Here is a 21,240-nt window from a genome sequence, read left to right as displayed (position 1 = left end):
GCCTGCCTCAAGACACATCACGCGGTATGGGTCCCGGGTCGGCGCCCGTCGACGCTCCGCGTCGCCGAGCTTGCCCGGGACGACAGTCTTGTAGGGACGCGCGATTCGGCTCGCCTCAATTCTCCCGCCGCGCCACACCGGTCGCGACAGCCGCGGCGGCGGTGCGGTTCTCGACGCCGAGCTTGGCGTAGATCTGCTCGAGATGCTTGTCGACCGTGCGCGGACTCAGTCCCAGGATCTGCGCGATGTCGCGGTTGGTCTTGCCCTTGGAGAGCCAGGACAGCACCTCGCCCTCGCGCGTGGTGAGACCAAACGCGCTGGAGAACTGCTTGGGCAGCTCACCGGAGGACTCCTTGGCGAGCCGCAGCAGGAATTCGTTCGACCCGGCTCCACCCATGTAGTAGAGGCGCAATTCGGGATGATCGGGAATCGAAGCGGCGGCCTTGGCGCCGCCTTTGCCGTTCTGCGCCTGATCCAGCCACAGCCGCAGCGCTTCCGGCAGCACGAGCTCCTCCGCCGTGCCAAAACTGTCCGACAACAGCTTCTGGGCCTGCGGCGTCGCCCACATCAGCCGTCCCTCGCGGTTGACGGCGAGCAGGAAGCGACCGGAGACGTCGAGCGCGGCGCGCGCGCTCTGCGTCATCCGGGCGTTGGCGAGATGCACGCGGATGCGCGCCAGCATCTCCGAGACGGCGATCGGCTTGGTGACGTAGTCGACGCCGCCGGCCTCCAGTCCCTGCACGATGTGCTCGGTGTCGGCGAGCCCGGTCATGAAGATCACGGGGACGTTGGAGAGGCCTGTCTCGCGCTTGAGCTTGCGGCAGGTCTCGAAGCCGTCCATGCCGGGCATGACCGCATCGAGCAGGATGATGTCCGGCGTGATCTGGTCGATAATGCGCATGGCCGCGGCGCCATCGAGCGCAACCATGACGGTCATGCCGGCCCCATCCAGCGCGTCCGTCAGCAGCCGAAGCGTCTCCGGCGAGTCGTCGACGACCAGAGCGACGTCGCGCTTCTTGCTGTCAATGCTCATAGGCGTGCAAGGTCTTCAGAGTTGCCATGTACTGATCGAGATCGAAGCGGTCGATGAGCGTGCGCATCTGGGCGACGAAGTCGGCATGCTCGGGATGCGCGTTGCGGATCTCGTCGAGCTTGAGCTGAATGGCCCTGATGTAGCCGATCTGGCCGAGGCTCATCAGCTCTTCGACATATTTGAGCGGCGGCCGGGATCCTGTGTCCGGCCGCCAGCGTGGCGGGGCCACGGGCGTGTCGGTCTGGTAGCTCCATTCGAGCTTCAGCAACTGACGTATTGCCTCCAGCAGCCTTGGGATGTCGATCGGCTTCATCAGGTAGCTGTCGTGAAAGGGTTGCGCCAACGGCCGCCCATGAGCTTCGAGCGCGCTCGCAGATGTCATCAGGATCCGGGCCTGGTGATGACCGCTGTTGCGCAAGGTCTCGGCCACTGTCCAGCCGTCCATGCCGGGCATCGAGATGTCCAGAATGAACAGATCCGGCTGGCAGTGTTGTGCGAGCGCGAGGCAGGCGGGACCGTCGGGCGCGCTCAGCAGGATGAAGCCGAGCGGCGTCAGTACTTCGCGCAGGAGGTCGCGATGCACAGGATCATCGTCAGTGATGAGGATCGTCCTGCGCGGCCCGAGATAGCCGGCCACCGGTGCCTTCACCGGCGCATGCCGCGTCGGGTTTGTCACCTCGGACAGCAGGATCTTGACCTTGAAGGTGCTGCCGGCGCCGACGCTGCTCTCGACCTTGATGTCGCCGCCCATGACACCGGCGAGCAGACGGCTGATCGTCAGGCCCAGTCCCGTGCCGGTCTGCGGCTGCGCGGCCCCGAGCGCGCCACGCTCGAACGGCGCGAAGATTCGCTCCAGATCGTCAGGCTGGATGCCGGGACCCGTGTCGACCACCTCGAACTCGGCCACCGGGCTCCGATAGTGCACGACGAACTGGACGCTGCCTTCCCCGGTGAATTTGATGGCATTCGACAGCAGGTTGATCAGGATCTGGCGCAGCCGCTTCTCGTCGGCATAGACGACCAGCGGCAGGACCGCCGGCCGCTTGAATACGAAGTCGACGCCCTTCGCCGCGGCCTGCAATCGGAACATGCCCACGAGCTGATCCAGGAATTCGCTGAGACGGACCTCGTCGCGCGACAGATACAGCCGCCCGGCTTCGATCTTGGAGATATCGAGAATTCCGTCGATCAGGCCGGACAGATGATCGGCGCTGCGGCGGACGACGCGAACCTGGTCCCGCGGCTTCGGTGCGAGGCTCGTGTCCTGCTCGAGCAGTTGCGCATAGCCGGAGATCGCGTTCAGCGGCGAGCGCAGCTCATGGCTGAGGCCGACCACATAGCGGCTCTTGGCGAGATTGGCTGATTCCGCAACTTCCTTGGCGCGCTGCAACTCTGCATCGGTGCGCTTGTGCGCCTCGATCTCCTGAATCAACAGCTGGGTCTGCCGCCGCGTCTCGTCTTCGGCCGCACGGCGGCTCTGCTGGGCCAGCACGAACAGCCACGTCACGACACCGATGATGATGGAGAGGGCGAAGAACACCTTCCACAGCACATCGGAGATGATGCCCTTGAAGCCCGGCAGCGCCGCCGACGTCTCCAGATAGATCATGCCGAGCGTCAGCGCGACGAGCCCGGCCGATGTCAGAAATACACCGACATAATGACCGAGCTGCGAGTTGAACTTGGCCAGCAACGACTCTGGCAGCATGCCGCTGAGCGCCGCTGCGACCTGAGCATGGGCCCGCGCGTGCGGCTTGCACAGATCGTGGCAGCGCGCATCGAGCGAGCAGCACAGCGAGCAGATCGGACCGGCATAGGCCGGGCAGGAGGCGGTATCCTCCGGTTCGAAGTGATGCTCACAGATGCAGCATTGGATCTGCTCGATGTTCTGCCAGCTCCGCTTTGGCTTGCGCGCCAGATAGTATTTGCCGTCGGTCAGATAGGCGATCGCAGGCGCGGTGACGAGCGCGACGCCGAGCGCGACGAAGGTCGACAGCGCCTTTCCGGTCGGCCCGAACAGGCCATAGAAGGCGCTGATCGAGACGATCGTCGCGATCGTCATCGCGCCGACCCCGACCGGGTTGATGTCGTAGAGATGGGCGCGCTTGAACTCCATCTGCGGCGGGCGCAGGCCCAGCGGCTTGTTGATCACGAGGTCGGCCACCAGCGCGCCCACCCAGGAGATCGCGATGTTGGAGTACAGCGCCAGCGTCTGCTCCAGCGCCTTGTAGACGCCGATCTCCATCAGCAGCAGCGCGACGACGACGTTGAACACGAGCCAAACCACGCGGCCGGGGTGGCTGTGCGTCAGGCGCGAGAAGAAGTTCGACCAGGCGATCGAGCCGGCATAGGCGTTGGTGACGTTGATCTTGATCTGGGAGACGATCACGAAGGTGCCGGTCAACGCAAGCGCCAAATCCGGCCGGGCCAACACGTAGCGGAACGCCTCCAGATACATGTGCGCCGGTTCGGCGGCGTGGTCGGCGGAGACGCCGTGGCTCAGCGCGAAGAAGGCGAGGAACGAGCCTGCCAGCAGCTTCAGTGCCCCGAGCACGATCCAGCCGGGGCCAGCCGACAACAACGCGATCCACCACGACCGTTTGGACGTGCGGCGGTCACGCGGCAGGAAGCGCAGGAAGTCGACCTGCTCGCCGATTTGGGCGACCAGCGAGAACACGACCGCCGCGGCGGTCCCGAACAGCGCCAGATCGAGATGGCCCATGGGATCGCCGTGCTCGCCGGGAAACTGCTGCCATTCGACGAAGGAGTGCGGGCTGGCATAGGCGATCGCGGCAAAGGGGAGGATGTGCAGCACGACCCATAGCGGCTGTGTCCACAGCTGGAAGCGACTGATCAGGGTGATGCCGTAGGTGACGAGCGGGATGATGACGACGGCGCTGATGAGATAGCCGATCGGCCGGGGAATGCCGAAGCACATCTCCAGCGCCGAAGCCAGGATGACCGCCTCGATGGCGAAGAAGATGAAGGTGAACGACGCGTAGATCAGCGAGGTGATGGTCGAGCCGATATAGCCGAAGCCGGCGCCGCGGGTCAGCAGGTCGATGTCGATGCCGCATTTGGCCGCATGGTAGGCAATCGGCAGGCCGCAGCAGAAGATGATCACACTGGCGACCAGGATCGCGGCGGTCGCGTTGGTGACGCCATAGTTCAAGGTGATGGTGCCGCCGATCGCCTCAAGTGCGAGGAACGAGATCGCGCCCAACGCCGTGTTGGCGACGCGGGCGGCGGACCAGCGCCGCGCGCTCTTGGCCGTAAAACGGAGCGCATAGTCCTCCAACGTCTGGTTGGCGACCCATTGGTTGTATTGGCGCCTGACGCGGTCGATCCGCTGCCGCCCTGCCACTCTCGAACTCCTCACGCGAAGCGGATCGCCCGCACGCTTTGTCCTGCCGCTCGCAAGACCTACGCAGAGCCTACGTCGCGCTTTTGCGGTGCAGTATACGCAATCTTGCGTATCCGTGCGTTGCACAAAGCGCGCCATCCTTCGTCCGACCCAACGCGTGTCCTCGAACCAATGAATGGGGTGCTCATGTCAGACGAAACCAAAAAGGGCCTGAAGTCGCCACTTCGGCGCCAATTGCTGATGGGAATGGCCGCGATCCCGGCGCTCGCCATGATGCCGCGGCCGTCCTTCGGCGCCGGCCCTGCAACCTCTGCAGTCAACACCACCGGCCTTGCAGTCACGGATAGCGAAGTCACCGTCGGCATTCTGCATTCGGTCACCGGCACGATGGCGATCTCGGAGACCGGCTCGGTGCAGGCCGAGAAGCTCGCCATCGAGCAGATCAATGCCGCCGGCGGCGTGCTCGGCCGCAAAATCAAGTATATCCAGGAGGACGGCGCTTCCGACTGGCCGACCTTCGCCGAGAAGGCCAAGAAGCTGCTGGTCAACGACAAATGCGCCGCCGTCATGGGCTGCTGGACCTCGGCCTCGCGCAAAGCGGTGCTGCCGGTGTTCGAGCAGTACAACGGCATGCTGTATTACCCGACCTTCTACGAAGGCCTCGAACAGTCGAAGAACGTCATCTATACCGGCCAGGAGGCCACGCAGCAGATCATCGCCGGCCTCGACTGGGTCAACAAGACCAAGGGCGCGAAGACCTTCTACCTGCTCGGCTCCGACTACATCTGGCCACGCACCTCGAACAAGATCGCGCGCAAGCACATCGAGGGCCATCTGCAGGGCGCCAAGGTCGTCGGTGAGGAATACTTCCCGCTCGGCCACACTCAGTTCAACTCGGTCATCAACAAGATCAAGCTGACCAAGCCGGATGTGATCTACGCGATCATCGTCGGCGGCTCGAACGTCGCGTTCTACAAGCAGCTCAAGGCCGCCGGCATCGACATGTCGAAGCAGACGCTGCTCACCATCTCCGTGACCGAGGACGAGATCGACGGCATCGGCGGTGAGAACATCGCGGGCGCGTATGCCTGCATGAAATATTTCCAGTCGCTCGACAATCCGAACAACAAGGCCTTCGTCGCCGATTTCAAGAAGATGTGGGGCGAGAAGACCGTCATTGGCGACGTGACGCAAGCCGCTTATCTCGGTCCGTGGCTGTGGAAGCTGACGGTGGAAAAGGCCGGCAGCTTCGACATCGACAAGGTCGCCGCCGCCTCGCCTGGCATCGAGTTCAAGGGCGCGCCGGAAGGCTACGTGCGGATCCACGAGAACCACCATCTCTGGTCCAAGACCCGCGTCGGCCGCGCCAAGGCGGACGGTCAGTACGAGCTGATCTACGAGACCGCCGACCTGGTCGAGCCAGATCCGTTCCCGAAGGGCTACCAGTAAGCTGATCTGTCGCGTCTCATAGCAACAGGCGAATGAGATCGCTGACGCTGCTGCGCGGGAAGTGCGCTCCCTCCCCCCCTTGTGGGGAAGGGATGGGGGAGGGGGGTACCCCACCCACAGCTCGTCGTGGAGGCCCCCCTCCCTAGCCCTCCCCCACAAGGGGGGAGGGAACGATCTTGGCTGCGGACACGCTGTGCCGGCGCCGATCCATTTTGCAGCAGGGCATCACGAGAGGACGGATCATGTTCGGTGACTATTCCATCGGCGACCTCGGGGCCATCTTCGCGATGCAGGGCTTCGCGGGCCTCATCCTGTTTTCGGTCTACGTGCTGATGGCGCTGGGGCTCGCCATCATCTTCGGCCAGATGGGCGTCATCAACATGGCGCATGGCGAGTTCATGATCCTCGGCGCTTACGTCACCTGGATGACGTCGAACGCCTTCCAGCATTTCCTCCCCTCGCTGTTTCCCGGCTACTTCTTCGTCGCGATGATATTCGCCTTCATCGCCTCCGGATCGCTCGGCATGCTGGTCGAATGGGCGATGATACGCCGACTCTACAAGCGGCCGCTCGATACACTGCTCGCGACCTGGGGCCTCAGCCTCATCCTGCAGCAGGCCTACCGCTCGGTGTTCGGCGCCCGCGAGGTCGGCGTCGAGCTCCCCGAGTGGATGATGGGCTCCTGGCAGGCGACCGACGCCATCCAGATCCCGATCAACGGCATGTTTGTGATGTGCCTGACCATCCTGATCACGCTCGTGGTGGCCTACGTCCTGTTCCTGTCGCGCTGGGGCAAGCAGGTTCGCGCCGTGGTGCAGAACCGCGTGATGGCCGGCGCCGTCGGCATCAACACCGAGAAGGTCGACCGCTACACCTTCGGCCTCGGCTGCGGCATTGCCGGCGTCGCGGGCTCGGCCTTCACCATGATCGGCTCGACGGGTCCGACGGCCGGACAGCTCTACATCGTCGACACCTTCCTGGTCGTCGTGTTCGGCGGCGCCGCCAGCCTGATCGGCACCATCGCCTCCGCCTTCACCATCTCCCAGGCGCAGTCGACCATGGAGTTCTTCATGTCCGGCTCGATGGCCAAGGTGCTCACGCTGCTTGCGATCGTCGCCATCCTGATGATGCGGCCGCAGGGCCTGTTCGCCCTCAAGGTCCGCAAGTGAGCCAGCTCCGACAGCCCAACAAGAAAGCACGGTCATGATCATCAACTCGCGCTTTTTCAACAGATCAGAACTCATCGGCTTCGTCTCGCTGCTGCTCCTGCTCGTCGTCATCCTGCCCTTGGCGCTCGATGTGTTCCGCCTGAACCTGGTCGCGAAATATCTGACCTACGCCTTCGTTGCGATCGGCCTGGTGCTGTGCTGGGGCTATGGCGGCATCCTGAGCCTCGGCCAGGGCGTGTTCTTCGGCCTCGGCGGCTACTGCATGGCGATGTTCCTGAAGCTGGAGGCCTCTAGCGTCGCCAACACCAAGATCCAGTCGACGCCGGGCATCCCCGACTTCATGGATTGGAATCAGCTGACGCAGCTGCCGTTCTTCTGGAAGCCATTCCAGAGCTTCCCGTTCGCGCTGGCGGCGATCATCCTGGTGCCTGCGATCTTCGCCTTCATCATCGGTGCCGCGATGTTCAAGCGGCGCGTCGGCGGCGTCTACTTCGCGATCATCACCCAGGCGATCGCGGCCATCCTGACCATCCTGATCGTGGGACAGCAGGGCTATACCGGCGGCATCAATGGCATCACCGATCTGCGCACCCTGCACGGCTGGGACATCCGCACCGATCACGCCAAACTCATCCTCTACTTCGTCGAAGTGTTCCTGCTGTTCGTCGCCATCCTGGTGGCGCAGTTCATCCGCCTGACCAAGCTCGGCCGCATTCTAGTGGCGATGCGTGAGCAGGAGGATCGGGTCCGCTTCTCCGGCTACAGCGTCGCCAACTTCAAGATCTTTGCCTTCTGCGCTGCCGCAGTGTTCGCCGCGGTCGGCGGTGCCCTGTTCACCTTGGAAGTCGGATTCATGTCGCCGTCCTTCGTCGGCATCGTGCCGTCGATCGAAATGGTGATCTACACCGCGGTCGGCGGCCGGCTGTCGATCTTCGGTGCGGTCTACGGCACGATCCTGGTCAACTTCGCCAAGACCAGCCTGTCGGAAACCTTCCCGCAGCTCTGGCTGTTCGGCCTCGGCGCGCTCTTCATTGCGGTGGTCCTTGCCTTCCCGAACGGGCTGGCCGGGATCTGGGGCGATCACGTGCAGCCGCGCATCGATCGCCTGCTGGCGTCCCGCACCAAGAAATCCGGCAATGGCGGGCTCGTCGCCAACGGCGCCCCCGCAGAGTGAGGAGACAGCGATGCTCATCGGTCACCAGCCCAAGGACTTCCTGCTCGCGGTCGAAGCGCTCACGGTTTCCTTCGACGGCTTCAAGGCGGTCAACGATCTCTCCTTCTATGTCGAGGAGAACGAGATCCGCGTGATCATCGGCCCGAACGGCGCCGGCAAGACCACGGTGCTCGACCTGATCTGCGGAAAGACCAAAGCGACTTCCGGCTCGATCCAGTTCCGCGGCAAGGAGCTGACCAAACTGCGCGAGAACGAGATCGTCAAGGCGGGTGTCGGTCGCAAGTTCCAGACGCCGTCGGTGTTCGAGGATCTCAGCGTGTTCGAGAATCTCGAGATCTCGTTTCCGCGCGGCCGCACCGTGTTCGGCTCGCTCACCTTCCAGCGCGACTCGGTCGTCAAGGACCGCGTCGAGGAGGTCGCCGAGATGATCTTCCTCAAGGACCGTCTCAAGACCTCGGCCGCCGAGCTCAGCCACGGCCAGAAGCAGTGGCTCGAGATCGGCATGCTGCTGATCCAGAATCCGGACCTTCTGATGCTCGACGAGCCCGTGGCCGGCATGAGCGTCAGCGAGCGCGCCAAGACCGCCGAGCTGCTCAACCGCATCATCAAGGATCGGTCGGTGCTCGTCATCGAGCACGACATGAAGTTCGTCGAGGACATCGCGCACAAGGTCACCGTGCTGCACCAGGGTCAGATCCTCTCTGAAGGCACGATGGAGCGGGTCAAGAACGATCCCAAGGTCGTCGAAGTCTATCTGGGGCACTGAGCGATGATCGCGATCCTGTTCGCTCCGAATGACGCCGCGTTCCCCTCCCCCTTGTGGGGAGGGGTTAGGGGAGGGGGCCCACGGCGGCAGTCTCGCTTGGGGCCACCCCCCTCCCCAACCCTCCCCCACAAGGGGGGAGGGAGCGCTCTGCCGATGTTGCTGCAGCCTCATCCAAGTTCATCACTTTGCAGGAGCCATTGATGCTCGCAATCTCCGATCTCCATGTCGCCTACGGCCAGAGCGAGGTGCTGCATGGCCTGAACGTCAAGGTCGCGCCCAACGAGATCGTGGCGATCATGGGCCGCAACGGCATGGGCAAGACCACGCTGATGAAGTCGCTGATGGGCATCCTGCCGTCCAAGAGCGGCTCCATCGATATGAACGGCACCGAGCTGTCCGGCCTCAAGAGCTATGAGCGTGTCGCCAAGGGCCTCGCTTACGTGCCGCAGGGCCGCATGATCTTCTCCACCATGACGGTGAAGGAGAACATCGAGACCGGCCTCGTCGTCTCCGGCGAGTCCGAGGTGCCCGGCGACATCTACGAGCTGTTTCCGGTGCTGCTGGAGATGAAGGGCCGCCGCGGCGGCAACCTCTCCGGCGGTCAGCAGCAGCAGCTCGCGATTGCACGCGCGCTCGCCACCAAGCCCAAGGTGCTGCTGCTCGACGAGCCGACCGAGGGCATCCAGCCGTCGATCATCAAGGACATGGCGCGCACCCTCAAGCGCATCCGCGACGAGAAGGGGCTGTCGATCGTCGTCTCCGAGCAGGTGCTGAGCTTCGCCCTCGACATCGCCGACCGCGTGCTGGTGATCGAGAACGGCGAGATCGTCCGCGACGATCCGCGCGACTCCGTCGATGCCGCCCAGGTCTCCAAATATCTGTCCGTCTAACCACTCCGTCCAAGCAAGGAACAAGGGGAGCTTCTGATGCCAGACACACTGATCAAGGTCGATCTGACCAAATCGGCCTACGAGAACGACAAGGTGCACAACCGCTGGCACCCGGATATCCCGATGGTGGAGTGGGTCAATCCCGGCGACGACTTCATCATCGAGACCTATGACTGGACCGGCGGCTTCATCAAGAACAACGACTCCGCTGACGACGTGCGCGACATCGACCTGTCGATCGTTCACTTCCTGTCCGGTCCCATCGGCGTCAAGGGCGCCGAGCCCGGCGATCTGCTCGTCGTCGACCTGCTCGACGTCGGACCGTTGAAGGAGAGCCTGTGGGGCTTCAACGGTTTCTTCTCCAAGCAGAATGGCGGCGGCTTCCTCACGGATCACTTCCCGCTGGCGCAGAAGTCGATCTGGGACATCAAGGGCCTCTACACCTCGTCGCGCCACGTCCCCGGCGTGAACTTCGCCGGTCTGATCCATCCCGGCCTGATCGGCTGTCTGCCCGATCCGAAGCTGCTCGCGACCTGGAACGAGCGCGAGACCGCGCTGATCGCGACCAACCCGACCCGCGTGCCCGGCCTCGCCAACCCGCCGTTCGCGCCGACCGCCCACGCCGGCCAGGCCAAGGGCGACGCCAAGGCCAAGATCGGTGCCGAAGGCGCCCGCACCGTGCCGCCGCGCGAGCATGGCGGCAATTGCGACATCAAGGACCTGTCGCGCGGCTCGAAGATCTATTTCCCGGTCTACGTGCCCGGCGGCGGCCTCTCGATGGGCGATTTGCACTTCAGCCAGGGCGACGGCGAGATCACGTTCTGCGGCGCCATCGAGATGGCGGGCTGGCTGCACATCAAGGTCGACGTTATCAAGGACGGCGTCGCGAAATACGGCATCAAGAACCCGATCTTCAAGCCGTCGCCGATCACGCCGAACTATCGCGACTACCTGATCTTCGAAGGCATCTCGGTCGACGAGGCCGGCAAGCAGCATTATCTCGACGTCCATATCGCCTACCGCCAGGCTTGCCTCAACGCCATCGAGTACCTGAAGAAGTTCGGCTATTCCGGCGCCCAGGCCTATTCGATCCTCGGCACCGCGCCGGTGCAGGGCCACATCTCCGGTGTCGTCGACGTGCCCAACGCCTGCGCCACCTTGTGGCTGCCGACCGAGATCTTCGACTTCGACGTGATGCCGTCGTCGGCGGGGCCGATCAAGCACATCACGGGCGATATCCAGATGCCGATCTCGCCGGACAAATAGCGGTCTCCCTGCGCGATGGGTGCGGGACGGCAGCGTATCGGCCGCCCCGCATCCGCCGCGTGAGATGGAGATGATTGTTGCGCAGGAGACGAAACGATGCCGGTCTATGAATATCTCTGTGATACATGCGGACCATTCACCGACATGCGCCCGATGGCTGAATGTGATGAGCCGCAGACCTGTCCGCAATGCCGGGACATGGCGCCGCGCGTGATCCTCACCGCGCCCGCCTTCGCCTGCATGCCGGCGGAGCGGCGCACGGCGCATGCCACCAATGAGCGCAGCCGCCACGCGCCGCAGACGGTCGCGGAATACAAGGCGAAGCACGGGCCGGGCTGCGGCTGCTGCTCGCCGAAGAAGTCGCCGCGGTTGATGACCAAGACCAGGAGCGGCGCCAAGGGCTTTCCGACGGCGCGGCCGTGGATGATCAGCCATTGAGCGCGAGGGGCGGCGCTCCCGCCCCTCAGCGTGACGCCGGCACGCGGCGCGGACCCGGACCCGCCGGCTGGCCGCCGAACTTGACGGTCATCGCATTGGCGCCGTCGCTGATGTCGAGCAGCGTCTTGCGGCTCTCGTCGATGACCTTGGCCGATTTGCGCTTGAAGCTGTCGACGAGCTCGCGCATCGACTTGATCTGATCGAACAGCTGTCCGGGATTGCCGTCCGCGAAGCCGGGAATGGCGCCGTCGATCCTGGTCACGAGCGTGTCGAAGCCCTTGAACACGTCCTCGGCCTTGTCGATCGCGGCGTCGATCGCTGCCGTCTTCTCCTGCAGCGAGGCGGTCTCGGATTCGAAGGTCTGCAGCGCCTCCTTGATGGCCGGTGCATTGCTGACGATGAATTTGTCGACGTTGTGCACCGTCTCGACCATCGTCTCCTGGTCCTTGAGGTCGGCCGTCAGTACCGGCACCCCGTCGCGATCGAACGGCACCGGCGGCGCCGTCGGCGCGCCGCCGACCAGCGAGATCGCGGCGATGCCGGTCAGGCCCTGAAATTCGATGCCGGCCGTTGTGTCCTTGCGGATCGGTGCGGAATTGTCGAGCGTGATCATGGCAACGATCTTGCGCGGGCTTTCGAGGTTGATCGAGAGGATCTGCCCCGCCTGCACGCCGTCGAAATTCACCGGGCCGCCCTTGCGTAGGCCCGCCGCCGAGCCGCCGTCGAACACGACGCGCATGATGCTGCGCTGTTGGGCGATCCGCGCCTTCTGCTTGATCAGGACGCCGCTGATCCCGGCCGCAACGGCCGCGATCGTCAGGGTTCCGACGATGAGATTGATCGCGCGCATTCCGTGTCCGTCGCTGCCTCTGCTCGATTTTAGCCGTTAAGTCTCCCGGTTGGAAGCTCAGCGCGCGAGCCCAGGCCGGGACGGGGCGGCGAGGCCCGCGAGCAGCACCGCGAGAATCCCGGTCAGGAAGATACCGTCGAAGGTTCCGGCGCCGCCGATCGAGGCGACGGGCGCGCCGAGGCTGCCGATCTTGTCGAGGTTCATCAGGTCGGCGCCGACCAGCGTGCCCATCGAGCCGCCGATATAGGCCAGCGGCGCGGCATATTCGCGCGACAGCAGGAACGCCAGGATCGCGGTCACGACGACCGGCGCAAACACAGGCACGGCGATGCCGACACCCTGCACCGGCGTCGCCATCGCGTGGATGATCACCGCGATCACCAGCACCGCGATCGCAGCGCGCAGCCAGAGCTGGTAGCGCAACATGAGATAGGTCGACATGATCGTCGGGATCACGGCGCCGCCGACATTTACGGCGAGGAGGGTGCCGGGCCATTGATGCACCAGCGGCACGACATACTGCATGCCGAAGAAGTCGATGATCTCGCCGGATCGCGCGACCTGCCCGGGCAGCATGGTGATCGGAATGTTGAAATAGCTGCCGATCAGCGATCCGAACAGCAGCAGCATCGCGGTGCCCGAGCTGACGCCGAGCTTCATGTAGGCGTAGCGCAGGATGCCGAACTGGATCAGGACGATCAGGACGCCGAACGCCAGCACCAGGATGGCGAAGAAGGCCGGCGTGATCGGCAGATATTGGACCTGGGAATGCATGTCGAAAGCGCTTGAGATGTGGGCCTTGCGTCCCCGCCGGATCATCCCATGCGGGCGGCACGGTGACAAATGGTCATTCGGTGCCTGGTTCCCAAGACCAGCCATCATTCACCCGCCGCGACCAGCGTCGCATGCAGCACGTAGCGCTCCGGGCCCTGTGTCAGGGCGTCGAATGGCCAGCAGGTCGACAGCACCAGTTCGGCGCTGTCGGTCCCTGGATCGATGCCCGAGGCATCGAAGCGGACGACATGGGCGGCGTCGGCGCGGTAGCGGAAGGTGTTGCCGTCGCGGCTGACGATGTCGATCTCGTCGCCGATCCTGATGTCGCGCAGGAAGCGGAAATGCGTGTCGCGGTGCGCGGAGTACACCGCGATGCCCGGCTGGCCCGGCTCGGCGCTGCCTTCGACATGGCCGGCGCCGAAGGCGAGCGCCTGGCCGCTGGAGCCGGCCAGCGCGATGGTGGAGACGCCGAGGCGCTTCACCTCGATCCGCGCCACCGGGACCGTGTCGGCCCAGGACCACGGCTTGACCGGATGTCCCGTCGCGATGGTCCTAGTGAAGGCGCGGTCGAGCAGTACTTGTGCGACGATCGCCTTGGCGTGGATGAGGGCGCCGTGGCCGAACAGGGCGAGGCCAGCCAGGGCGATCGCGAGTGGGATGAGGAAGCGGGGCATCATCTCTCCATCTGTCATTGCGAGCGAAGCGAAGCAATCCAGAGCCGTCGTGTCGCCCCTGGATTGCGTCGTCGCTTTGCTCCTCGCAATGACGCCGTTAGTTGGTTGGCAGCCCGCCGCCGAAGGGCGGCGAGCCAGATCAGTTCGAGCATCAGGATCCCCAGCCCGAGCAGCATGCTGAGCTCGGCATCGGTTGCCGTCTTCGGCAGCGTGATCGTGGCGGGCGCCGCCGGCACCACCGGCCGCTTCAGCGCGGCGAGCTGGATGTCGCCGTCGGCTTCGGCGCGGCGGTCCTTCCGCATCGCCGGCATCCCACCGCGCTCGCCGAACACCTTCTCATAGTCCCAGCCCGCCGGCAGGTTGATCGGCAGCTCGGCGAGCCTCAGCGGCTCGCCATCGGTCCGCCGCGGCGTCTTGTCGACGGCGACGAGGCTGGTCAGGCGCGTCACCAGCTGATGCTCCAGCGCGAGCTTCAGAATCGCGCCGTCGGCTTCCTCTGATGTCATCTGCCGCATCGTCTGTGCCACCTCGGCATCGCCGATCTTGCGCCGGGCCCACAGCTTGGAGAGACCCTTGCCTTCGGCGGCGCCGGACAGCGGCAGCGTGATGGTCCAGGGCTGGTCGCCGATGCGGCCCTTGAGCTGCAGCGATCCAGCGAGACGGTCGATCTTCGCGGCGAGCACCAGCGGCTCGTCGCGATAGACGTCCGGCAGCACCGCGGGCGTGAGATCCGCTGAGGCTTCCGAAAACGTCGCGGTCAGAGCGGTCACGGCCGGGTTCTCGAGTTTGGCGAACAGGCCGCGCATGCGCTCCTCGACCTGCTCGACCGAGCCGATATGCGTGAAGGCGCCGCGGCCGAGCTCGGCGGCGCGCGTCATCAGATAGGTGTTCGGTGCCGAGCCGATACCGACCATGAAGATGCGCGAGCGGCCGCGCATTGCGGTGATGGTCTCGAATAGCTGCTGCTCGTTGCCGATGGCGCCGTCGGTGAGGAATACCACCTGCCGCACGCGCGCGCTGTCGCTGCCGTCGTCGGTCAGCGCCGCGCGCATCGCAGGGACCATCTCGGTGCCGCCGCGCGCATCCAGCGAACTCACGTAGCTGGTGGCGCTGCCGACATGCTCGGCATCGGCCGGCACCGAGGACGGAAACAGCACGGTCATCGTGTCGTCGAAGCGGATCACGTTGAAGCGGTCGCCCGGCTGTAGCCGGCCCAGCGCGTAGAGCAGGCTGGCCTTGGCCTGGCGGATCGAGGTGCCGCCCATCGAGCCGGAATTGTCGATCACGAAGATGACGTCGCGCGGCTGCGGCCGCTGCGCCGGCGCTGCCACGGCAGGCGGCGTGACGAAGGCGAGCAGATAATCGGCGTCGCCGACCTGCTCGTGAAACAGCCCGACCGACGGCATCGCCGCAGCGGCCGGCTTCCAGGTCAGCTCGAAGTCGCGGTCGGCCGGCACCACGCCCTCGGCCAGGGTGACGACTCGCGTCTTCGCATCGGGGCTGTCGATCGTCACTTGGTGATGGTGGCTCTTGACCTCGCCGAGCGCGAAGCCGGCCTGCAGCCGCACCGCGATCCTGGTTGGATTGACCGGGTCATTCTTGGCGGGGTCGAGCACCTCCGGCGAGATGCGGTCGCGATCAGGGACGGGATCGCTGCTCGCCGCGCCCCAGCCGTTGCTATCAGGGCGCAAATCGACGCTCTGCACGATCGGCGCCGGATTGTAGCGCGGCGCGACGACCAGCGGCACCCGCAGCGAGAACTCGCCGGCCGCCTGCGCCACCGGCTGCTGATACTCGATCTGCACCAGCACGGTCTCGCCGGGGCCGATATTGGCGAGCGAGTTGGTGAAGATGTTCGGCCGCTCCTGCTCGGTCAGCGCCGCGCTTTTGCCGTCGCGCTTGGCCTGCTCGTAGATCACCTTGGCCTGTTGGCGCGGCTTGATGTCGCCGACCACGACGCGGTCGCCGACGATCATCTTCAGCGTGTCCACCGCGCTGTCGGGCGGCAGCGGATAGACATAGACCGCCTCCATCCATTGCGAGCTCGTGTTCTTGAACAGCTGCGTCACGCGCGCCCGCGCCGTCGGGCCTGAAACGACGATGTCGACGTCGATGCCGAGCCGCGGCGCCTCGGCATAGCTGCCGTCGGATTTGAACAGCAGCGCGCCGGAGCGGGCATCGCCCGGCCTGGTCAGCGGCGCCAGCGGCCCTTCGGCGGACCAGCCAGGGGTGACGCTGAGAAACAGCGCCGTGAAGCCGACCAGCAGCACGGCGGCGGCCTGCAGCAGCAGGAATAGCAGCATGGTCACGATCCACGACCGGACCGGATGGGTGCTGCTTCTGATATCGTGGTCGATCGTCTCGCTCATCATTGGCTCCGCAACGAACAATTTCGGCATGCCGACACTGAGCGCAGCGCGCCGGCGCCGCGAGCGGAATGGTCGGTCTTGTTCGGCCGCCGCCCGCCCGCGCATGTCCGGTGGAGGTCGAGAGCGCGACTGATCTGTCCGGGTTTGTGCTGATTTGTCCGTCTGCTAAAAGGACGCGCGCCACATGGCAGGGGACAGGATGTCGATACCGGACAACGAGCTTTCCGACGAGCAGAGCCGGCAGGTTGCGGAGACGATCCGCGAGGAGATCGCGCGGCGCCGGATGTCGCGGCAGGCCCTCGCCGAGCAGGCCAAGCTGAGCCTGTCGACCCTCGAGAAGGCGCTCGGCGGCCGCCGCCCATTCACGCTCGCGACCATCGTCCGGCTGGAGCAGGCGCTCGGGATGTCCCTGCGCAAGGCGCCGAACGCGCCTCTCGCCGCGCCTGCCACCAGCGGCGGCATCGCGCCGGACAGTCTCGGCTCCTATTCGCGGCGGGCGGTGGAATGGATCGAGGGCACCTACGTCACCTTGCGGCCGTCATTCGGCGACAAGGACGCGATCTACGCCTACCGCACCGACATCGCCTGGGACGATGCGGCGTCGTCGCTGGTGTTTCGCGAGGGCGCGCGGCTCGATGCGGCGTTCACGCAATTCGGCGAGGTCGCCGTGCCCAACCAGTCCGGCTTCGTCTACCTCGTCACCAACCGCCACGGTCAGCACCGCCTGATCACCGTGTCGCGGCCGACCATCACCGGCGAGATGTACGGCATCATCACGACGCTCTTGGCGGGCCGCGGCTCGCTGCTGACGCCGATCGCCGCGCCGATCGCGCTGCTGCCGTTGCGCAATGTGGAGGAACCGAGCTTCGGCCGGCTCGGCACGGATGATCGACACTATGGGGCGTACCGCGAGCATCTGCGCAAGACGGTCGAGGAGCCGTTCGCACTGTTCGTGCAAGGCGTGCCGTGAGTTGTTAGGTGTAGGGTGGGCAAAGGCGCGCCCCGGTGCGTGTTGCATGCTGCGCTCCACCGCGCGCCGTGCCCACCATTCGCTCCGAATGCGCCGACGGACGGTGGGCACGCAACCGCCCTGCGGGCGCCCGCTTTGCCCACCCTACGGCAGCTGACTCCGTCGCCGCGTTCGCTAGGACGGTGCGTGTGGGAGACGCGGTGCTCCCACAAATACGCTGTCGTCCCGGCGAACGCCGGGACCCATCCCCCAGGGAGGGGTTTGAGGCTGGCTGGTCATTGGCATTTTGCCCAACACAACCGCCGCGGAGTATGGGTCCCGGCGTTCGCCGGAACGACAGCGGTGGGTGGGCGGATTCACGGCTCAAACAGCAGAAGGCCTAAACAGCAGAACGGATCGAACAGCAGACGACGGACATGTCGACGCATTCCCGCGGCACATCATGCCCGAGGTCTGCGATCAGTTCGTCCCTCCTCAAATGCAGAGGGCGCAGGGAATGCCGGGTGAAGGCCTCACCCATGGCCCGCCTGCGAAAAAAATGCAGGCGGCAGGTACCACAGGCAAAGCCGAGCACGCCGGCATTCCCTGCGCGATGGGTTTAACGCTTATACGCAGTCTCCCTGGTGCGCCGGGCTTGTTGGCCACCATTCGCGACAATGCTTACGCATTGCGCGGGACACCAGCATCGGGGTGTCAGGACGCTGCGACTTCACGTCCGCAAGCGATCGTTCGTCCGCATCCTCGTTGAGGAGAATGCTGCGATCTCTCGCGGCCATCGCATCCCCACCTCGCGTGTCGTGACGATCGCGCGCAACGCCCCTCTGCGGTGAGGCGGGATGCAGGGATACAATCATGAATTCCGAAAAATCGCAAGTAAATTATTTTTATCAGAATCCGGGGGCAGGCCGAACATCGGTTTTCTTCGTGAACAGCAGGCTCTTGCCGCGATGTCGGTCAGCTCCCCTCCCCCTTGCGGGGAGGGGGTGGGGGTCCAACGAGTCGTGCTCGATGTGATGAGCGGGGATCTCTGAGAGACGCGAGCACAGCTTCGCGGCAGGGCAAGGGAGGCTGAGGTCCAGAGCAGCTGATATCGAGCGACGACGTCGATAGGCGCGGGGGCCTTCATGCGGGTCGGTGCGCGGGGACCCCCACCCCCAACCCCCCCGCAAGGGGGAGGGGAGCACACTGCCGTCGTTGCGAGAGCGAGGCCAATGCCAAGCCCGTGTGCTCAGACCAGCGAAACGGGTTGGCTGAAGCACACGGGACGATCTTGTCCGCCTATCCCCCCACGTCCGCGCTGATGATGTCGCCGAACAGGTCCCATTTGCCGCCCTTGAACTGCATCATCTTGAGCTGCTCGATCGGGGCGAAATCATTGGGGCCGGTATTGACCTTGATGCCGGGGATCAGGGTGTCGGGCGCAAAATCCTTCAGGCTGGCGGCCTGCTTCATGACGTTGTCGCGGGTGAGAGTGTCGCCGCACTGCTTCAGGGTCTGCACCATGGTCTGGGCCGCGGCATAGCCATAGGCGAGGTTGGCGTCGGAGATGTTGGCGCCCGGCATGTACTTGTCGATGAAGGCCATGAACTTCTTCATGCCCTCGTCGTCCTTCCACTGGGGGTCCGACGGATCCTTGAGATAGCCGGCGGACAGCACGCCTTCGGACGCCTCGAGGCCGGCCGGCTTCATCACCGCGCCGATCGAGATCGAGACGTCGGTCATCAGATGCATCGGCTTCCATTCCAGCTCGGCGATCTTCTTGATCGCCTGCGCGGCGAATTTCGGCGTGGAGATGTTGACGAACACGTCGGCGCCGGTGCCCTTTAGCTTGACGATGTGGGAGTCGATCGACGGCTCGGTCGTCTCGTAGCTCTCCTCGGCGACGATCATGGTCTTGGCCTTGTCGCCGAGCATCTCCTTGATGCCGAGGACGTAGTCCTTGCCGAAATCGTCATTGGCATAGAAGATCGCGATCTTCGCGTTCGGCTTCTCCTTGAGGATGTACTTGGCGAAGATCCGCGCCTCGACGCGGTAGCTCGGCTGGAAGCCCATGGTCCAGGGGAATTCCTTCGGGTCGTTCCATTTGCTGGCGCCGGTGGCCAGGAACAGCTGCGGCACCTTCTTGGCGTTGTGATATTTCTGCACGGCGGTCTGGGTCGGCGTGCCCAGCGCATTGAACACCAGGAACACCTCGTCGCTCTCGATCAGCTTGCGCACCTGCTCGACCGTCTTCGGCGGGCTGTAGCCGTCGTCATAGGAAATGAAGTTGATCCGGCGGCCGTTGACGCCGCCCTGATCGTTGATCATCTTGAAGTAGGCTTCCTCGGTCTTGCCGATGATGCCGTAGGCCGAGGCCGGGCCGCTATAGGCCTCGACGTTGCCGATCCTGATTTCGGTGTCGGTGGCGCCGGTGTCGTATTTCTTCTGCGCAAGCGCGCTTTGGCTCGCCAGTACGGAAAAGGCGGCCGCGGCCGCGAATGTGAGCAGAGTCCTGGTCGTCATCGGCAACATCCCTGGGCTTCCTCGATTGAATTTTCGTGATTGTCGTTTTTGCTCTTGGCCTGCGGCGATGGTGGCCATGGGAGGCCGCTCACCGCAATCGAGTGGGCAGATGTGTGCAATGCACTGTCTTGCGTCCAGGCGCTGGCCTTGGGAACCTGGCGGGGGCCGATCGGGCGCGCCGCAGGTGATTTTGCCGGCCAGCCACTCCACGCAAGTTGATACGGGCGTTTCCGGCGCATCTTCTCCCGCGCACGAAGCAGGATCCTCCCGGCGCCGCCATGACGAAAAGCCCGTTCTACACGGCCGAGCACGAGGCCTTCCGCGACGTCATCAGGCGCTTCGTCGACAAGGAGATCGCGCCGTTCGCGAGCGTGTGGGACGAGGCCGGCGAATTTCCGCGCGCGCTGTATCTGAAGGCGGCGGAGATCGGCCTGCTTGGGCTCGGCTTCCCGGAGGAATTCGGCGGCGTGCCGGCCGACCAGTTCATGAAGATCGTGACGTCGCAGGAATTGGCGCGTGCGGGTGCCGGCGGCATCAGCGCCAGCCTGATGAGCCATACGATCGGCGCGCCGCCGATCGCGCGCGCCGCGCAGCCGCAGGTGAGGGCGCGCGTGCTGCCGGAGATTCTTGCCGGGCGCAAGATCTCGGCGCTGGCGATCACCGAGCCGAGCGGCGGCTCCGACGTTGCCAATCTCAGGACCAGGGCCGTCCGCGACGGCGATCACTATGTCGTCAGCGGCGAGAAGACATTCATCACCTCCGGGATGCGGGCTGACTACATCACGGTCGCGGTGCGCACCGGCGGACCGGGACCGGCGGGCGTCAGTCTGCTGCTCGTGCCCGGCGACACGCCGGGGCTGACGCGCACCAGGCTCGACAAGATGGGCTGGTGGGCGTCGGACACCGCGTCCTTGCATTTCGATGGCTGCCGCGTGCCCGTCGAGAACCTGATCGGCGAGGAGGGGCAGGGCTTCAAGCTGATCATGCACAATTTCAACAGCGAGCGGATGGGCATGGCGGCGAGCTGCACGGCCTTCGCCCGTGTCTGCCTCGACGATGCGATCGCCTACGCCAAGGAGCGCCAGACCTTCGGCAAGCCGCTCGCGCAGCACCAGGTGATCAGGCACAAGCTGGTCGACATGGCGCAGCGCGTCGCGGCGTCGCAGGCGATGCTGGAAATGCTGGCGTGGCGGCTCGAACAGGGCGACAATCCGGTCGCCGAGATCTGCATGATGAAGAACCAGGCGACGCAGACGATGGCTTACTGCGCCTCCGAAGCGGTGCAGATCTTCGGCGGCGCCGGCTTCATGCGCGGCATCCGCGTCGAGCGGATCTATCGCGAGGTGAAGGTCAACGCCATCGGCGGCGGCACCGAGGAGATCATGAAGGATCTGGCCAGCCGGCAGATGGGATTGTGACGCGCACTCTGTCCGCTCGTCATGCCCGGGCTTGACCCGGGCATCCATGCTGTACGCCATACAAGAACAACGACGTGGATGGCCGGGACAAGCCCGGCCATGACGTCAAGACAAGAGACGACAGGAGCTCGATC

The 21,240-nt window shown here is 64.9% G+C and carries 16 protein-coding genes; 9 read left to right on the top strand and 7 right to left on the bottom strand.

What is annotated here, in order from left to right:
* Nucleotides 1-115 precede the first annotated feature (115 nt).
* Together QX070_RS29195 and QX070_RS29190 are read right to left on the bottom strand one after the other, a co-directional pair.
* Nucleotides 116-1,033 carry a response regulator transcription factor gene (locus tag QX070_RS29195; RefSeq protein WP_315740606.1) on the bottom strand — a complete coding sequence of 306 codons (918 nt, stop codon included), beginning with the start codon at nucleotides 1,031-1,033 and terminating at the stop codon, nucleotides 116-118.
* Entirely contained in the window at nucleotides 1,023-4,397 is a 3,375-nt protein-coding gene (locus QX070_RS29190; protein WP_315740605.1) for an ATP-binding protein, read from the bottom strand. Before QX070_RS29190 ends, QX070_RS29195 begins: the two co-directional genes overlap by 11 nt.
* 186 nt (nucleotides 4,398-4,583) lie before the next feature.
* Here QX070_RS29190 and urtA point away from each other — a divergent pair, with 186 nt between their 5' ends.
* The 7 genes from urtA (at nucleotide 4,584) to QX070_RS29155 (ending at nucleotide 11,549) form a co-directional block, all read left to right on the top strand.
* Nucleotides 4,584-5,846 (top strand): urea ABC transporter substrate-binding protein, encoded by a 1,263-nt coding sequence (urtA, locus tag QX070_RS29185; RefSeq protein ID WP_315740604.1) that lies wholly within the window; start codon nucleotides 4,584-4,586, stop codon nucleotides 5,844-5,846.
* 242 nt (nucleotides 5,847-6,088) lie between these two features.
* Nucleotides 6,089-7,015, top strand: coding sequence for an urea ABC transporter permease subunit UrtB (gene urtB, locus QX070_RS29180; protein WP_315740603.1), 927 nt, complete (start codon nucleotides 6,089-6,091; stop codon nucleotides 7,013-7,015).
* Nucleotides 7,016-7,049: 34 nt separating this feature from the next.
* Nucleotides 7,050-8,189 (top strand): urea ABC transporter permease subunit UrtC, encoded by a 1,140-nt coding sequence (urtC, locus tag QX070_RS29175; RefSeq protein ID WP_315740602.1) that lies wholly within the window; start codon nucleotides 7,050-7,052, stop codon nucleotides 8,187-8,189.
* 10 nt (nucleotides 8,190-8,199) lie between these two features.
* Nucleotides 8,200-8,955, top strand: coding sequence for an urea ABC transporter ATP-binding protein UrtD (urtD, locus tag QX070_RS29170; RefSeq protein WP_315740601.1), 756 nt, complete (start codon nucleotides 8,200-8,202; stop codon nucleotides 8,953-8,955).
* A gap of 200 nt (nucleotides 8,956-9,155) precedes the next feature.
* Nucleotides 9,156-9,845, top strand: a complete 690-nt coding sequence (gene urtE / locus QX070_RS29165) for an urea ABC transporter ATP-binding subunit UrtE (protein WP_315740600.1) — start codon at nucleotides 9,156-9,158, stop codon at nucleotides 9,843-9,845.
* A 36-nt stretch (nucleotides 9,846-9,881) separates the two neighbouring features.
* Nucleotides 9,882-11,111, top strand: a complete 1,230-nt coding sequence (gene fmdA / locus QX070_RS29160; RefSeq protein WP_315740599.1) for a formamidase — start codon at nucleotides 9,882-9,884, stop codon at nucleotides 11,109-11,111.
* Between the two features lie 96 nt (nucleotides 11,112-11,207).
* Entirely contained in the window at nucleotides 11,208-11,549 is a 342-nt protein-coding gene (locus tag QX070_RS29155) for a zinc ribbon domain-containing protein (RefSeq protein ID WP_315740598.1), read from the top strand.
* A 25-nt stretch (nucleotides 11,550-11,574) separates the two neighbouring features.
* Here QX070_RS29155 and QX070_RS29150 read toward each other — a convergent pair whose 3' ends face one another.
* The 4 genes from QX070_RS29150 to QX070_RS29135 form a co-directional block, all read right to left on the bottom strand.
* Nucleotides 11,575-12,399, bottom strand: coding sequence for an MlaD family protein (locus QX070_RS29150; RefSeq protein ID WP_315740597.1), 825 nt, complete (start codon nucleotides 12,397-12,399; stop codon nucleotides 11,575-11,577).
* 57 nt (nucleotides 12,400-12,456) lie between these two features.
* Entirely contained in the window at nucleotides 12,457-13,173 is a 717-nt protein-coding gene (locus QX070_RS29145; RefSeq protein WP_315740596.1) for a DUF1614 domain-containing protein, read from the bottom strand.
* A 104-nt stretch (nucleotides 13,174-13,277) separates the two neighbouring features.
* A complete protein-coding gene (locus tag QX070_RS29140) occupies nucleotides 13,278-13,847 on the bottom strand; it encodes a class GN sortase (protein ID WP_315740595.1) in 570 nt (189 codons plus the stop codon).
* A 14-nt stretch (nucleotides 13,848-13,861) separates the two neighbouring features.
* Nucleotides 13,862-16,216 carry a marine proteobacterial sortase target protein gene (locus tag QX070_RS29135; RefSeq protein ID WP_315740594.1) on the bottom strand — a complete coding sequence of 785 codons (2,355 nt, stop codon included), beginning with the start codon at nucleotides 16,214-16,216 and terminating at the stop codon, nucleotides 13,862-13,864.
* A gap of 199 nt (nucleotides 16,217-16,415) precedes the next feature.
* Between QX070_RS29135 and QX070_RS29130 the strand changes: the two genes are divergently transcribed.
* Entirely contained in the window at nucleotides 16,416-17,186 is a 771-nt protein-coding gene (locus QX070_RS29130; protein ID WP_315740593.1) for a helix-turn-helix transcriptional regulator, read from the top strand.
* A 1,278-nt stretch (nucleotides 17,187-18,464) separates the two neighbouring features.
* Here QX070_RS29130 and QX070_RS29125 read toward each other — a convergent pair.
* A complete protein-coding gene (locus tag QX070_RS29125; RefSeq protein ID WP_315740592.1) occupies nucleotides 18,465-19,697 on the bottom strand; it encodes an ABC transporter substrate-binding protein in 1,233 nt (410 codons plus the stop codon).
* 269 nt (nucleotides 19,698-19,966) lie between these two features.
* Here QX070_RS29125 and QX070_RS29120 point away from each other — a divergent pair, with 269 nt between their 5' ends.
* On the top strand, nucleotides 19,967-21,106 hold the full coding sequence (locus tag QX070_RS29120; RefSeq protein ID WP_315740591.1) for an acyl-CoA dehydrogenase family protein: 1,140 nt from the start codon (nucleotides 19,967-19,969) through the stop codon (nucleotides 21,104-21,106).
* Nucleotides 21,107-21,240 lie beyond the last annotated feature (134 nt).

It is taken from the genome of Bradyrhizobium sp. SZCCHNR1093 (genome assembly GCF_032381175.1).
Classification (GTDB): Bacteria; Pseudomonadota; Alphaproteobacteria; order Rhizobiales; family Xanthobacteraceae; genus Bradyrhizobium.
This window is presented reverse-complemented; position numbering and strand designations above follow the sequence as displayed.